The following is a 15,478-nucleotide window of genomic DNA, read 5'->3' on the forward strand; positions in this document are numbered from 1 at the left end:
CGTGCGATGTGGCCCTATCGTCGGAGACGACGGTAGGGCCACATCATGCGGAAAGACTCAATAGGCGGTGCGGTCGATACCTTGTCGGTCGATACCTTGTCGGGCTTGATGGGGAAGTGATCGGCTGGGCTGCCTCAGTAGGATTCTTGCTCGATTGATGTTTTGGCTCTGCCACGCGCGTACCAGTTGATCACCGGGACATGGCGGTATCCGCCCAGAGCCCAACTTCAATTCCTGGTGTCATGAAGATCTGCGAGTCGCCGGTGCGGTTCAGCTCGGGTCGGAGCCGCGGATGGCGGTGAGCCAGGTGGCGGTGGTGGCGGCCACGACGGTGGCGGCGGTGAAAGCCACCGGGCCGCCGCCTGCCACGTAGACCCAGAACAGGCCCGCGAAGGGGGCCGCGACGGCGGGCTGAGCGTCCAAGAGGAGGCGGCGTCGCCAGCGGGCGGCGGTGGTGGCGAGTGCGACGCCGTCGGGATCGGGTCGCGACGGATTGTCGATCAGACGTCCCACCGGCTCCGAATCTCGCCGCCGCCCTGCGGGATACACCCGCAGCGCGCCGATACGGATTGCGCGCCCGGAGAATTCGGCCTCCGTGGGCGTGAGGATGACCAGCGCCGGATCGAAGAACACCGGCAGCCACACCGTCCGCTCCCCATCGACGAACTCCAGCCACGACCGACTGACCAGCCGGTACTGCTGGCGCACCCGCCGCACGGTCACGTCGCGCTCGCCTGCTTCGGTAGCCCGTACCGGTTCCCCGGGCCGGGTGAAAACCGCCGCCGTACCTGCCGTCGAATACGCGATCGCAAGCCGTAACACCGTGTAGCCCACGATGATCAGCGCAACCGCCGCGAGCAGCCCGAGTAGCTCCGGATCGGCGAACGGCGCCCAGGCGAGGGAAATCGCCAGGGCGCCGATCGTCACGGTTACCGGGTAGGCCAGCGGGTGGCCCCGGAAACTCACTTCAGGAAGCCGACCTTCGTGTAGTCCTTGGAGGCCAGGCCGAACGCACCCCAGTTGGCGAGGTCGATGCGGACGCCGTAGGTGCCGGAAGCCTGGTTCAGCGGCACCGAGTGCGCCAATTCGAAGACCATGGTGTCGGCCTGGTTGGCGAGTTCGATGGCCTTGGTCGGATCGAGTTCGGTCAGCGTCTGGTCGATGACCGCGTTCAGTTCGGGAGAGCCGATGCGGGCCTTGTTGCCCTGCCAGTTCGCCGGGTTGTAGTAGTAGTGCTGCTTGAGCGCGCCGAGCGGCAGTACACCACCGGAGTAGCTGAACTGAGCCAGGTCGTAATTGCCCGGGTCGATCACATCCTTGAACAGACCGGTTCCGGGGACGGTCTGGATATTGAGCCTGACGCCGATCTTCTGCAGATCCTGCTGAATGATCTTGGCGGTATTCACCCAGGAGTCCTGCTGGTACATGACATCGCGCAATTCCAGCCTGCGGCCGTCCTTTTCGCGCACGTCGCTGCCCGGCGGCAGGATCCACCCGGCCTCGTCGAGCATCTCGGCGGCGGCATCGAGATCGAAGGCGACCGCGTCGGCATTGTCCTCATAGCCCTTCTGCCCCACCACGAATACGTGGTTGTTCAGCGGCTTCGGGTCGGTGACCACACCGTGCTGGCTGGTATCGACAATGGCCTGCCGGTTGATCGCCTTGGCAATAGCCAGCCGTACCTTCACATCCTCGAGCAGTGCGCCGGGCGCGCCATTGAAGGTGATGTGCGACCACGACGGTTCGGCGGCGCGGCGGATCTCCACACCGGGGGTATTGCGTGCACCGGTCACGTTCTCCAGGCCCGACATGTAGGCCTCGTCGAGTTCGTTGTTCTGGAGTGCGGCCAGCCAGGCGGTGTGGTCGAGCACGCTGAGGGTGATGGTGTCGAGAACCGGTGTGTCGCCCCACCATTGGGGGTTGCGGCTCAGGCTGATCCGGTTCTGGGTGCGGTCGATATTGCTGATGACGAACGGTCCGGCGCTGACCGGCAGTTCGCTGCGCGCCCAATTGTTGAACGCCTCCGGGGTGGCGGTATTGGCCTTCGGGTACAGCAGACCGAACAGTCCCTGCCATTCCGCGTACGGGGTGCGCATCGTGACGATCGCCTGGCGGTCGTCCTCGCCCCGCTCCACCGTCGCCACCTGGTCGTAGCCCGAGGTCGACGCCACCAGGTACTGATCATTGGTGCCGTTCAACGCCTGCCACTGCGATCGCAGATCCTCCCAGGTGATGGGGCTGCCATCGGTCCAGAGCGCCTTGGGATTGATGGTGTAGACGATCTTCTGCGGGTCGGTGCCCGTCATTTCGATACTGTCGAAGTAGTTCTTGTCGACGGTCAACTCACCGGCGGCATTGCTCTGGAATGTCGTCGGCAGTGTCGGGACCACCACCTCGTTGGTGTCGGTCGTATTGCCGTCCACGTGCAGCCCGTTGAACGATTGTGGGAACGCACTGAGCGCCAAGCGGAGATTGCCGCCTTCTCTCAGATCTTCGCGGGGGCGCTCATTGATGTCATTGGTGCCGTTCAGTTCGGCGGTGCCGCCCTCGCCCTCGGCGCCGGTGCACCCCGACAGAATCAATCCCAGGGCGACCATGGGGATCGCGAGTCGTGTCATTGTCGAACGTATCCGCATGGATCGCTCCCTTCCGCCGGTACGGCTGCTGGTCACTTCAGGAATCCGATCTTGGTCCAGTCGTAGGAGGCCAATCCCGGGGCACCGTAATTGGCCAGGTCGGAACGTACCGCGTAATTGCCTTCGGATTGGATGAGCGGCAGTGAATGCCCCTCTTCGAAGACCTTGCGGTCCACCTGGTTGGCGAGTTCGATCGCCTTCGCCGGATCCAGTTCCGAGAGGGTCCGCTCGATCAGATCGTTCAATTCGGGCGAGCCGATTCGGCCGAAGTTCGCTTGCACATCATCCGGGTACAACCCGTAGACCTGCGGAATGCTGCTGAACGAGAATGCGTCTCCGACAAAGCTGAACTGGCAGACATCGAAATCGCCGGGCTGGATGACATCCGGGAAGTAGCGCGCGGCGGGTTTGGTGTCGATCGTCAGTCCGACCCCGACCTTCGCCAGATCCTCCTGAATGAGTTTGGCGATCCGCACCCACACCTCGTCGTTGTACATGACGTCGCGAATAACGAGTTTGCGCCCGTCCTTGGATCGCACGTCGCCGTCCCGCGCCCATCCGATGGCGTCGAGTTCGCGGGCGGCGGCCTCCGGGTCGTAGCCGAGGCTGTTGTCCTGATAGCCGTGCTGACCACGCAGGAAGACGTGATTGTTCAATGGCTCCGGCTCGGCGATCAATCCGTTCTGAATGGTGTCGGCAATGCGCTGCCGGTCGATGGCCTTCGAAATCGCTACCCGCAGTGCGGGATCGGCCAGGATGGAGCCGGGCGCGCCATTGAAGGTGAAGTGCCGCCAGCGGTTGCCGGGGGCGGTCCGGATCGATAGCGAGGGCGTGGTGCGGGCAATCTGTAAATCATCGAGGCCGCCGAGCATGACGGCGTCGAGTTCATTGTTCTGGACGGCCCCGACCCAGGCGCTACGGTCCAGCACGCTGATGGTGATGGTGTCCAGCTTCGGGGTCTCGCCCCACCATTTCGGATTGCGCGCCAGGGTGATTCGGCCCTGGGTGCGATCGGTGGATTTCACTACGAACGGCCCGGCGGTGAGGCCGATACCGTCGACAAGGGCGCTATTGAACGAATCTGGGTCGCGGGTAACCGATTTCGGGTACAGCATCATATTTCCGGAGAACTGGCCGCGCCATTCCGCGTAGTGGCGATCGAAGGTGAGCACCGCCTGGCGGTCGTTCTCACCGCGCTCCACCTTCGCCACCCGGTCGAATCCGGCGGTGATGGCGATCAGGAAGCGCTTATCCCTACCGCTCAGCGCATTCGCCTGCGAGGCAAGGTCTTCCCAGGTGATGGGGCTGCCATCGGACCACACCGCCTGCGGATTGATGTCGTAGACGACCGTCTGCGGATCGGTGCCGGTCATGCGCACGTCGGTGAAGAAGTCGTGGTTGATACTCAGATTGCCTGCGGCGTCGGTGTCGAAGGCCCGCGGCAACAGTGGCCGGACGGTATCACCGGTCTCCGCGTCATGGCCGTCGATCTGGAGAATGTTCCAGTTCGGCGGGTAGCCGGTAATGGCGATCCGTAGATTGCCGCCGTCGCGCAGGTCATCGCGGGGGTGCGGGTTGATGTCGTTGGAGGTGCCGATGGAGCCGATTCCCGTGGCTTCCTCGGTGCTCACGCAGCCGCCGGCCAAGAGCGCGCCCGCCGTCAGTGTCGCGGTGAGCAGTAGGCGAATCCGCATCGCAGCTCCTATCGGGTCGCTACCGGGACCGGCACCGCATCGATCAGCGCTCGGGTGTATTCATGCTTCGGATCGGCGAAAATCTGTTCCGCCGCACCGGATTCGACGATCTTTCCCTGGTACATGACGGCGATGTCGTGGGCCAGATTACGCACCACCGACAGGTCGTGGGAGACGAACAGATATGACAGTCCACGCTGGGTCTGCAGCTCCCGCAGCAGGTTGAGCACACCCGCCTGAATGGAGACATCCAGCGACGACACCGGTTCATCGAGCACCAGCAACTCCGGATCGAGCGCCAGCGCGCGGGCGACATTGATACGTTGCTTCTGCCCGCCGGAGAAGTCCGCCGGATAGCGGTCGGCGTGCTCCGGCCGCAATCCCACCTGCAGCAGTAGTTCCGGGACCCGGCGCTGGATCTCCTCGCGGGAACGGCCGTCGATGCGCAACGGTTCGGCCAGTGCGTCGAAGACGGGCAGGCGCGGATCCAGTGAGCCGGACGGATCCTGGAAGACGATCTGCATCTTGCGGCGAATCTCGCGCCGCTGTGGTTTCGTCAGCGTCGCCACGTCATAGCCGAGGATTTCGATACTGCCGCCCTCGGGCTTCACCAAATCCATAATCTGGGTGAGCGTGGTCGACTTCCCGGACCCGGATTCGCCGACCAGCGCCAGCGTGCGCCCGGTCCGCACCTCGAAGCTGATGCCGTCCACCGCCTTCACCTCGCCGGTGCGGCGCTTGAACACCACCCCGGAGGTGAGCGGGAAGGTCTTGCGCAGGTCCTCGACCCGCAGCACGATCTGCGTCGCATCGGTTTTCGTCAGGGCGTTCGGCTCCTGCACCTCCTGGCGATAGGCGGTGAACAGGGCGTCGGAGTCGACCTCGGTGGTGCGGATGCAGGCGGCGCGATGGCCGGGCTCGGTATCGCGCAGGGGTGGTTCGGCTGCTCGGCAGTCGTCGATGGCGACCGGGCAGCGCGGTGCGAACGAGCAGCCCGGGGGCAGTGCGTGCATGGCCGGAGGTGCGCCGACAATCGGGATGAGCGGCGTGCGAGCCGGACCGTCCATACGCGGGATGGAGCCCAGCAGGCCCACTGTGTACGGCATGCGCGGTACGGAGAAAAGGCCGTCCGCCGTGGCGGTTTCGACAATCCTTCCGGCGTACATGACCGCCACCCGATCGGCGATGGTGGCGGCGATCCCCATGTCGTGGGTGATCATGATGACGCCCGCACCGGTGATATCGCGGGCCTTGCGCAGCAGATTCAGAATCTGCTTCTGCACCGTCACATCCAGTGCGGTGGTGGGCTCATCGCAGATAATGAGTTCCGGATCATTGGCGATGGCCATGGCGATCACCACGCGCTGGCGCATTCCGCCGGAGAACTCGTGTGGAAAAGCCTTGGCGCGCAACTCCGGATCCGGAATACCGACCAGATCGAGCAGTTCCACCGCCTTGGTGGCGGCCTGCTCCTTACTCATTTTGCGGTGTGCGAGTAGCGCTTCCGCGATCTGCTCACCGATTCGGTACACCGGCGTCAAGGCAGACAGCGGATCCTGGAACACCATGGAGATGCGGCTGCCCCGCAACGTCGACAGATGCTTATCGCCCAGGCCGAGCAGTTCCCTGCCGCGCAGGCGAATCGAGCCGCGCACCCGCGCCTGATCAGGCAGCAGGCCCATGAGTGCCAGTGATGACACCGATTTGCCGGAACCGGATTCACCGACAATGGCGAGCACCTCGCCGTCTCCGACGGTGTAGCTCACCCCGCGTACCGCGTCGACACGGCCTTCCTCGCCCGGGAAGGACACATGCAGGTCCGACACCTCCAGCAGGGGCGCGGTGGTGGTGCGCCGCTTGTCATCCGACACCTCGGCGGCATTCAGTGGTCGCTCGCTCATGCGGCCTTCAACTCCTTGGCAGCGGCCTTTTCCGCCTTGCGGCCCTTACGCGACCGTGCCCGCTTCGCGCCCGGGTCGAACGCGTCACGCAGTCCGTCGCCCACCAGATTCGCGCACAGCACGATGGCGATGAGGAAGCCACCCGCGGGCAGGAACAGCCACGGATAGGTGAGTGCCGATTTGGTGCCGGTCGCGATCAGGGTGCCCAGCGATACATCCGGCGGCTGCACACCGAATCCGAGGAAGCTCAAACCGGTTTCGGCCATCACCGCGCCGCCGATGGTCAAGGTGGTGTCGATGATCAGGATGGAGGCGATATTCGGAATGATGTGCGTAAGGATCACCGTGCGGGTCGGCGCGCCCATATAGCGTGCGGCGCGGACGAATTCGCGTTCCCGCAGGCTCATGGTGAGACCGCGCACAATGCGCGCGCTGATCATCCAGCCGAAAACGCTGAGCAGCACGATCAGCAGAAGGATCGATCCGCTGCCCTTGGTCTTGGGCGCGAACATGGCGATCATAATGAAACTCGGCACCACCAGCAGCAGATCGACCAGCCACATAATGGCCCGGTCGGTCCAGCCGCCGAGCAATCCCGCCAGCGAGCCGGCGACGGTGGCGATGATGGCGGAGATGAACGCCACCGCGAATCCGATCACCATGGACTTCTGCAAGCCGCGCATGGTCTGCGCCAGCACGTCCTCACCGAGCGGTGTGGTGCCGAACGGGTGTTTCCCGCTGGGCGGCTTGAGTTTCGAGGTCGCATCGAATTCGGAGTATGTGTACGGCAGGAAGTGCGGCACCACGAACGCGGCAATGAACATGATCACCAGCAGTGCCAGCGCTACCACGGCGATCTTGTTCCGCAGGAATCGGCGCACCACCAGTTTCCGGCGACCGGCGGCAACGTTCGGGGCGCCCTCGAGGACGATTTCGACTTCGGTCATCGCACACGCACCCGGGGATCGAGAATGGCGTACACGATGTCGGACAGCAGGCCAGCCAACAGCACCACCAGACCGGCGAATGAGGCCACGGTTACCACCACGTAGAGGTCGTTGGCGTCGATGGAGTTCACCAACCACTCACCGACGCCGTGCCAGCCGAAGATCTTCTCGGTGAACGTCGCTCCGGTAATGAGTCCGCCCAGGCTGTAGGCGAACAGCGTGGCCATCGGAATCAGCGCTGTTCGCAACCCGTGCTTGTACAGCGCGCGATTGCGGGACAGGCCCTTGGCGCGGGCGGTGCGAATGAAATCCGACTCCAGCACATCCAGCATGGCGTTGCGCTGATAGCGGCTGTAGCCCGCCATGGCCGACAGAGCCAGGCCCAGGGTCGGCACCACCATGTGTTGGAGGCGGTCCACGAACTGGTTCCACAGCCCGTGCACGGCCGTCGCCGAGGTCTCACCGGTATAGAGGAAGATCTGCTTCCCGGTGGCCATATTGATCTCCAGCGCACCGAATTTCAGCAGGGTGGCGAGCAGGAACACCGGTGTGGACAGCACCAGCAGCGAGATCACCGTGGCGAAGTAGTCGCTGAACTTGTACTGCCGAATGGCGCTCGCGGCACCGATCAGCACACCCAGGAAAGTGCCGACCAGCGAGCCGATAATCAACAGTCGCAGGCTGACCCCGACGCGACGGCCGAGCTCCTCCGAAATCGGTACGCCGGCGAGGGTCTTGCCGAAGTCGCCCTGCACCACGCCCTCGACCCAGATCAGATACCGCTGCGGAATCGGATCGTCGAGGTGTAGTTCGGCGCGCTTGGCGTCGATCACCGCCTGCGGTGGTCGCGGATTGCGCTCCTCGAGACTGTCCAGTGGGCTGAAAGTCAGTGAGGCCACCGTGAAGGTCAGGAACGACGCCAGCAACAGCAATACGACATAGTTGAGCGCACGTCGCAGCAGAAATCCGGCCATCAGTCCCTCTCGGGTCGAGTGTTGCACCAGATCATAGGGAGCGACTGCCGGAAACGCGCAGCACGGACAGCCAATGGCGGGCAATCGCGTGTTGCGGGTGGGCTTCGCGGGCTTCGATCAGGCCACAATTCGGACTGTTGGGGCGTTCGTTGGTGCAGGATGGAACAGGTGATTCTCTTTCACCTGCCCAAGCCCAAGATGGTCGCGACCGATGTCGATGGCACGTTGATCGACCACCATGAGCAGGTGAGTCCGCGTACCAGAGCGGCGGTATCGGCGCTGATCACCGATGGTGTGCCCTTCGTACTGGCGACCGGGCGTCCACCCCGCTGGATCGATCCGGTTGTCGACGGCCTGGGGTACGCGCCGCTGTGCGTGTGCGGCAATGGGGCGGTCATCTATGACAGCGCCAATGATCGCATCCTGTCCACCCGGGTCCTGGAGGTCGACACCCTGGCGTGGATCGCCGACCTGGCCGAAGGGCTGCTACCCGGCTGTGGGCTGGCGACCGAGCGGGTGGGCGCGACCGCACACGATGCCGCCACCCCACAGTTCGTGAGTTCCCCGGAGTACGAGCACGCCTGGCTCAATCCGGATGACACCAGAGTGTCGCGGACCGAGGTCATCTCCGCGTCCGCTATCAAGATGCTCATTCGCCTGCCGGGGGCCACCAGTGCGTTCATGCGCGAAATCCTGGAACCGCGCCTCGCGGGCCGCGCCGATCTCACCTACTCCACCAATGACGGACTGATCGAATTGTCCGCGCCGGGCGTCACCAAGGCCACCGGGTTGGCCACGGTCGCTCAACGTTTGGGTGTCGAGCACTCCACCATGATCGCCTTCGGTGATATGCCCAATGATGTTCCGATGCTGCGGCTGGCCGGACACGGTGTGGCCATGGAGAACGCCCATCCGGAGGCCAAGGAGGCCGCGGACGAGGTCGCCAGTACGAACAGCGAGGACGGCGTCGCCCGCATCCTCGAACGCTGGTGGGTGTAAACAACTCTCGTAGCTCTCCGGGGCTTCGCCCCTGAAACCCCAACGGCGGGTGGCTCGTGGGTCGCTGTCGCCGGGTCGGCTTCGTCGCTGAACTTCAACGGTGGGTGGCTCGGGGTTGTGTCAACTACACACCTCCGACGCGCATGCGAATCGGGCCACGCTGGCTCGGGGAGCTCGGCGTGGCCCGATTCGTGTTCGGTCCGGTGCTCGGCTGGGAGGGGGCACCTTCGCGGCGTGCGGGTTCAGTTTTCCGGTTGGGCGGGGTCGGCCGGTGCGTGCTGCTCGCCGCCGAACACCTCGGCGATGAGTCGCTGGGTGGCCTGCTGGAAGGCCGCCGCTCCGGACAGGTCGGCGTCGTCGATGTAGTTCAGGGCGGCGGTCATGGTTTTGCTGCCGTCGGGGGTGCTGTACATCAGGCCGCCGTGGCCGCCGTGGCCGCCGTTGTGGGTGATGAGGGTGCCGGTGTCGGTGTTCAGGATGAATACGCCCAGGCCGTAGCCGACCTTTGCTTCCGGGGTGCACATTTCGGCCAGCAGGTCGGCGGGCAGGAGTTTGCCGCTGACGAGTGCGGAGATGAAGGTGTGCAGGTCTTCGGGGGTGGAGATCATGTCTCCGCCAGCGGAGATCCAGGAGGGATTCGAGTGGGTGACGTCGGCGGTCTTCGGCTCGTCGGCGTCGTCGTACCGGTAGTAGGCGTGGGCGTGGGGCTCGGGGATATCCGTCGAGGTGCCCGGCACCACGGTGCCCGACAATCCGAGTGGGCCGATGATCAGCCGCTGTGTCTCCTCGGCCGCCGAGCGGCCGGTGACCTTCTCGATCAACAGCCGGGCCAGCACGTAATTGGTGTTGGAGTAGCTCCAGTCCGTGCCGGGCTCGAACCGGGCGGGCTTGGACAGCGCCAGCTCCACCAGCTCTTCCGGTGCGTAGCTACGGAAGCGGTTGTCCACCCATTCCTTGCCGGACCAGACGATCCCCGGTGCGGTCGTCCCGTCTTCGAAGACCTCGCCGGTGAAGTTGAATACTCCGCTGGTGTGCTGCAACAGCATGCGCACCGTGATCCGCTCGTCCAGCTCGAACTCGGGCAGGTAGCCGACCACGGGGGCGTCGAGGTCGATCTTGCCTTCGGCCACCAATTGCAGCACTACGGTCGCGGTGAAAGTCTTTGTGTTGCTTCCGATCCGGACGTGTCCGTTGGTCGGTGGCTGCGCGGTCTCGCCCAGCTGGCTCACCCCGGCGCTGCCGACCCAGTCGCCGTGCTCATCGTGTACGCGCAGCGTCAGCCCGATGAAACCGGAACCGACGATCTCCTCGATGGTCTTCTGCAGCCCCGGGCGATCCTGCCCGGCAACGGTATTCGGGGCGGCCGCGCTGTCGGCAGTAGCTGTCCCAGCGTCGAGGGCTTCGGTGATCTTGCGGGTCATCGCGGCCACGGTGGGGCCGGGCTCACCCTGAGCGGCGGTGTCGAGGGCGACGAGAACGGTGCTGCGGAAGTTGTTCGCCTCCGCGGGATCCTGCCGCTCCAGCAGGCTCACCGCTGCCGTCAGAGCCGGTAGCACCCGGTCGGCGAGTTCCGCGACGGACTTGCCCCGCAGTTCGATGTCCTTCGACTTCGCGGCGAGCACATGCCCGACCACCCCGGTCGCGGCGTACAGCGCGGTACTGCCCGCGGTGGCGACCTGGTGGGGCGAGCCACTCGCGGCGGCCAGCAGCGACACCGCGCCGTGCGCGGCGGTCCGTACGGTGGTCTTGTCCTGGTCGGTCAGGGTGATGGCCACGGCGGTTGCTCCTTCGAATCCGTTGTGTCCGATCGGCATACATTGTGCTTGCCGAGCGGCTCGATTACGGAAACAACAATCGCCCGCAGTCCTGACACCGGACTGTCACCGTGCTGACGTGGACGCTGACACGGTCCAGCGCGGGATCAGCGCTTGCGCACCACGCGGGTTTCGTCCCACACCGGTTCGTCCGACTCGTAGACCTGGCCGTCGGAGCCGAACACCAGGTAGCGGTCGAAGTCGTCGGCGAACCAGCGGTCGTGGGTTACCGCCACCACGGTGCCGTCGAAGGCGTTCAGGCCGTCCTGTAGGGCTTCGGCGCTGGCCAGATCGAGGTTGTCGGTGGGCTCGTCGAGGAGGAGCAGGGTGGTGCCGGACAGTTCGAGGAGCAGGATTTGCAGGCGGGCCTGCTGGCCACCGGAGAGGGTTTCGAAGCGTTGCTCGCCAATGGTTCCGGCGAGTTCGTAGCGGGCCAGGACCTTCATCGCCTCGTTCTTGAAACGGGCGTGTTCGGTCATGACGATCTCGACCGGAGTGCGGCCCAGCAGTTCGGGATGCGAGTGGGTCTGGGCGAAATGGCCGGGGATTACCCGGGATCCGAGTCGGGCCACGCCGGTGTGCGCGACATCGCCACCGGCGATCAGCCGCAGGAAGTGCGACTTTCCCGAGCCATTGGAACCCAGCACCGCGACCCGTTCGCCGTACCAGATCTCCAGATCGAACGGTTTCATCAGACCGGTCAGCTCTAGGCTCTCGCAGATCACCGCGCGCTTCGCGGTGCGGCCGCCGCGCAGGCGCATATTGATGTTCTGATCCCGAGCCGACTCCTGCGGCGGTCCGGCCTCCTCGAACTTGCGCAGGCGGGTCTGAGCCGAGTGGTAAGCCGCCGCCATGGTGTCCATGTACTTGGCGCGCTGCCCGAGCATGAGCACCAGTTTCTTGAGCTTGGCGTGCTCCTCGTCCCAACGTCTGCGCAGCTCGTCGAGCCGCGCGTTGCGATCCCGGCGCGCCTCCGCGTAGGACGCGAAACCACCGCCGTGCACCCAGATATTGCCGCCCTCGACGGTAATGATCCGATCGGCGGCATTCGCCAGCAGCTGCCGGTCGTGGCTGACCAGCAGCACGGTCTTCGAGGTTTCCCGCAGCTGGTTCTCCAGCCAGACCTTGCCCGGCACATCCAGATAGTTGTCCGGCTCGTCGAGCAGCAGGGTCTGGTCCGGACCGCGCAGCAGCGCCTCCAACACCAGGCGCTTCTGTTCACCGCCGGACAGCGTATTGACCTCGCGGTATTTGCAGCGGTCGTACGGGATGCCGAGCGCGGCGATGGTGCAGGCGTCCCAGGTGACCTCGATGTCGTAGCCGCCCGCATCGCTGTAGTCGGAAATCGCCTGGGCGTAGCGCATTTGGATCTTCTCCGATTCGCTCTCCATCATCGCGATCTCGGCCTTGTCGAGCTGAGCGGCCGCCACCCGGATCGGTTCGGGAGCCACGCTGACCAGCAGGTCGTGCACCGTCATGGTGTCGCGGATACTGCCGATGAACTGCCGCATGACGCCCAGGCCGCCGGAGCTGACCACGCTGCCCTCGACCGGCTCGGCGTCCCCGGCGATCAATCGCATCAGGGTGGTCTTGCCCGCCCCGTTCGGTCCGACCAGCGCGGCCTTGACCCCGTCACCGACCCGGAACGACACATCGTTCAGTAGCGGCCGACCATCCGGCAGCACGTAAGTCAGCCGACCCACTTCGACGTGTCCCACAACATCCCTTCCGGCAGATTCCCCCGCCGGAGGGTACCCGGGGCCTGGTCGGGTCGGCACCTGAGTTTCGGCGGAGGCACGGCTTGATCAACCGACTCGATGGCGCGATGTCGGCGCAACCCCGTCGTCGTGGGTGTCGGCGCGCAACCCCGTCGTCGTGGGTGTCGGCGCGGGTCGCTGGTGTGGTGGGTGTCGGCGCGACCCCCCGTCATCCCGGCGTGTTTTTGGCCGGGATCCACTACGGCAAGCGGTGTGGATTCCGGCCAAAACCATGCCGGAATGACGAGGTTGGGTGCTGGGTCGAGATTGGATGCTGGGTCGAGGTTAGGTGCTGGGTCGAGAGTTGTGTGCTCGGTTGAGGTAGGCACCCGGTTGCAAGGTCGAGCCCGGCCGTTGGATTACGGCCGGGCTCGAATCATGCTGTGTTACGCCAGTTTACGGGACCGGCGCGGCCTGTGGCATGGGTGACGGGATCGGGTCGGCGGCGGGCAGCGACGGCAGCGTCGCCGGTATCGGTGACGCCGCTGGCGACTGCGTCGTGCCGTAGTTGTCGAGAATGGTGGTCACGATATTGGTGACCTTGTTGAAAATCAGTGAGCCGTGCTGGAAGTCGGTGCGAACACCGTCGGTCACCTCGTATTCATTGCCGGTCGGCATACCCAGCAGACCGGTGAACGCGCCCAGCTGGATAAAGCGCTCCAGGATCTTTCCGGCCATTTGGAAGACCTGCCCACCCGGCGACGCGTAGACGACCCCATTGGTGAACTTGGCGTACTGGCCACCGTCCAGGGTCGGATACGGCTCGGAAATGGGCGCTCCCAGCGGCCCGGCAGCCCCGCCCTGGTCGGCCCAGTGGCGCGCCACCGTACTGCGATCCAGCATGCTCAGCAGGGAGGCGGTGAGGTCGGCCAGGGTCGCCAGATCCTCGTCGGTATCCGGGTTCACGGACTGCTGCGGAGCCGGACCACGATCGGTCTGCGAACGCGGCGGGGTCGGTGCCTGCTGCGTTTCCGGAGTCGAGACACCGGCCGCGATAGCGCGGATACGGTCCATTACGTCGTAGCCGGCGTCACCGGGGCAGGAGGTATTGCCGACATCGCGGTGCGCGAACACAATCGGCAGTTTCACCGACTGGCCCAGCGCGTAGCGGGTGTACTGGCTGCCCTCCGAGATCATGGAGGTGTAGCCCTCCGGATCCAGGCCCGCGATTCGCGAACGCCAGCCGATGAAATCGCCCACCGCCTGGACGGCCGCCGAGGTCGGGGCCTCCTCCTCGTGATTGCCCATGAACGCGATGCCGGAGGTGTTCTCGTTGAACCCGCCCGTATGCGCGCCCTGCACCGCCTTGTCGAGTCCGCCCGCGCGTCCCTCGAAGGTCTGACCGTACTTGTCGACCAGGGCGTTGTAGCCGATATCGCACCAGCCCAACGTCTTCGCGTGATAGGCGTAGATGGCGCGCACAATGCCCGCCGACTCCGACTTGGAGTAGTCGTTGCGACCCGCGGTATGGTGCACCGCGATTCCGGCGACGCCGTCGGCGTCATAGGTCGGGTCCTCGCAGCGCAGCGATTCGTCGGCACCCCACTGGGCACGCGAGATCACTTTGGGTCCGCCGCCGGGCAGCGGAGCCGCCACCTCGGACAGCGTCGAATCGATGGCCCCGCGGCCCGGATCGATGAGTACCGCGGACAGCGCCTCCAGGCCGATCTGCGCGGGATCGCCCGCGACCTCGGTACGGGGGAGCCCCGGAGTCGCGGCGGCCGGATCGGCGGGGAGCGCCGGATCGACCGGCTGCCCGGCATCCTCGGGTACCGCGATATCGGTGGATTTGGCCGCGGTCGGCTTGCGGGTCAACAGGATCTGCACGGCTTTGGTATTGCCGACGTAGATCGGTTCGGTACCGGACTTGGCATCCGGAACGCCATCCCTGGCCGTGGTGTCCACCGGCTCGGTGCTGTACCACTCGCCCCAGCTGCCATCGGGGCGTTTGGCGCGAATCATGGCCGTGGTGCCCGACATATCCTTCGCGGTGAGCGCGACCATGCTGAACGGCGTGTCGCGGGTGATCTCCTTGACCTGCGCACCCACCTGGTCGACGAATTCGTTCGGCACCACACCGGGTGCCAGCGCCGGGCGATTGGGATCACCGCCGATCAGGGGCGCGGCCGGCATTGCGGGAGCATGGGTTTCGTCCGCGGCCTTCGGTTCGGGGGACCCGGGAGCGGGCGCGTCGGAACCGGGCGCGGTGGGAGCCGAGGGATTTTCGATGCCCGTATCGGTCTCGGGAGTGGAACCGGGGGCGGGAGAGTCACCGGGATCGGTGGGCGCGGCGTCGGATTCGACGTTCGGCGCGGGCGTTTCGTTATCGGGCGCGAGCTGGGATTCGACCTCGCCGGGTTCGGCGATGAATCCGGGCGCTCCGGTGAAGGGTCTTTGGGGAGAAGCCGCGGGGTTACCTAGTCGAGGTAGTGGAATCTCGCTGGGTAGCTCCACCCCCGGCGGTAGGGGTAGACCTGCGGGGATCTGAATCGACGCCGGTATCGGCAGCATCCGTAGATCGGATAGTCGTAGGTCCGGTAGTGGCAGACCGGTGATGTCACGCAGCGGCAGCACCACGTCCGGCGCGGCGCTCCACGCCGTCTCCGCCAGCTTCGCTGGAATTGCCGCGTAGTTGCTTTGATTGATATCTCGGTACTTGGGCGTGTCGCTCATGGCGAGGACACTCACCGGCGCTGTAACCGCCAGTAGGGCGACAACCGGGAGGACGTATGAGCGTTTCGGTTTGCGGTACGGCA

The 15,478-nt window shown here is 65.2% G+C and carries 10 protein-coding genes; 1 reads left to right on the forward strand and 9 read right to left on the reverse strand.

Annotated elements, in window-relative coordinates:
• Positions 1 to 270 precede the first annotated feature (270 nt).
• The 6 genes from NU1_RS01900 to NU1_RS01925 are packed head-to-tail and all read right to left on the reverse strand — an operon-like array spanning position 271 to position 8,152.
• Positions 271 to 966 (reverse strand): hypothetical protein, encoded by a 696-nt coding sequence (locus tag NU1_RS01900; protein WP_067516683.1) that lies wholly within the window; start codon positions 964 to 966, stop codon positions 271 to 273.
• Entirely contained in the window at positions 963 to 2,636 is a 1,674-nt protein-coding gene (locus NU1_RS01905) for an ABC transporter family substrate-binding protein (protein WP_067516775.1), read from the reverse strand. Before NU1_RS01905 ends, NU1_RS01900 begins: the two co-directional genes overlap by 4 nt.
• A 32-nt stretch (positions 2,637 to 2,668) precedes the next feature.
• Entirely contained in the window at positions 2,669 to 4,330 is a 1,662-nt protein-coding gene (locus tag NU1_RS01910; RefSeq protein WP_067516685.1) for an ABC transporter family substrate-binding protein, read from the reverse strand.
• Positions 4,331 to 4,338: 8 nt separating this feature from the next.
• Positions 4,339 to 6,231: an ABC transporter ATP-binding protein gene (locus NU1_RS01915; RefSeq protein WP_084520891.1), complete on the reverse strand. Its 1,893-nt coding sequence runs from the start codon at positions 6,229 to 6,231 to the stop codon at positions 4,339 to 4,341.
• Positions 6,228 to 7,178, reverse strand: coding sequence for an ABC transporter permease (locus NU1_RS01920; RefSeq protein ID WP_067516687.1), 951 nt, complete (start codon positions 7,176 to 7,178; stop codon positions 6,228 to 6,230). The genes NU1_RS01915 and NU1_RS01920 overlap by 4 nt, the downstream gene beginning before the upstream one ends.
• Positions 7,175 to 8,152, reverse strand: coding sequence for an ABC transporter permease (locus tag NU1_RS01925; protein ID WP_067516689.1), 978 nt, complete (start codon positions 8,150 to 8,152; stop codon positions 7,175 to 7,177). Before NU1_RS01925 ends, NU1_RS01920 begins: the two co-directional genes overlap by 4 nt.
• Positions 8,153 to 8,311: 159 nt before the next feature.
• Between NU1_RS01925 and NU1_RS01930 the strand changes: the two genes are divergently transcribed.
• Positions 8,312 to 9,151 carry a Cof-type HAD-IIB family hydrolase gene (locus NU1_RS01930; RefSeq protein WP_067516691.1) on the forward strand — a complete coding sequence of 280 codons (840 nt, stop codon included), beginning with the start codon at positions 8,312 to 8,314 and terminating at the stop codon, positions 9,149 to 9,151.
• Positions 9,152 to 9,393: 242 nt separating this feature from the next.
• Here NU1_RS01930 and NU1_RS01935 read toward each other — a convergent pair whose 3' ends face one another.
• The 3 genes from NU1_RS01935 to NU1_RS01945 all read right to left on the reverse strand — a co-directional run bounded on the left by NU1_RS01935 (position 9,394) and on the right by NU1_RS01945 (position 15,395).
• Positions 9,394 to 10,926, reverse strand: a complete 1,533-nt coding sequence (locus tag NU1_RS01935; protein ID WP_245719905.1) for a serine hydrolase domain-containing protein — start codon at positions 10,924 to 10,926, stop codon at positions 9,394 to 9,396.
• A 146-nt stretch (positions 10,927 to 11,072) separates the two neighbouring features.
• Positions 11,073 to 12,683 (reverse strand): ABC-F family ATP-binding cassette domain-containing protein, encoded by a 1,611-nt coding sequence (locus tag NU1_RS01940; RefSeq protein ID WP_067516693.1) that lies wholly within the window; start codon positions 12,681 to 12,683, stop codon positions 11,073 to 11,075.
• A 435-nt stretch (positions 12,684 to 13,118) separates the two neighbouring features.
• Positions 13,119 to 15,395: an N-acetylmuramoyl-L-alanine amidase gene (locus NU1_RS01945; RefSeq protein ID WP_245719906.1), complete on the reverse strand. Its 2,277-nt coding sequence runs from the start codon at positions 15,393 to 15,395 to the stop codon at positions 13,119 to 13,121.
• Between the last annotated feature and the right edge of the window lie 83 nt (positions 15,396 to 15,478).

It is taken from the genome of Nocardia uniformis NBRC 13702 (genome assembly GCF_001613345.1).
GTDB lineage: Bacteria > Actinomycetota > Actinomycetes > Mycobacteriales > Mycobacteriaceae > Nocardia > Nocardia uniformis.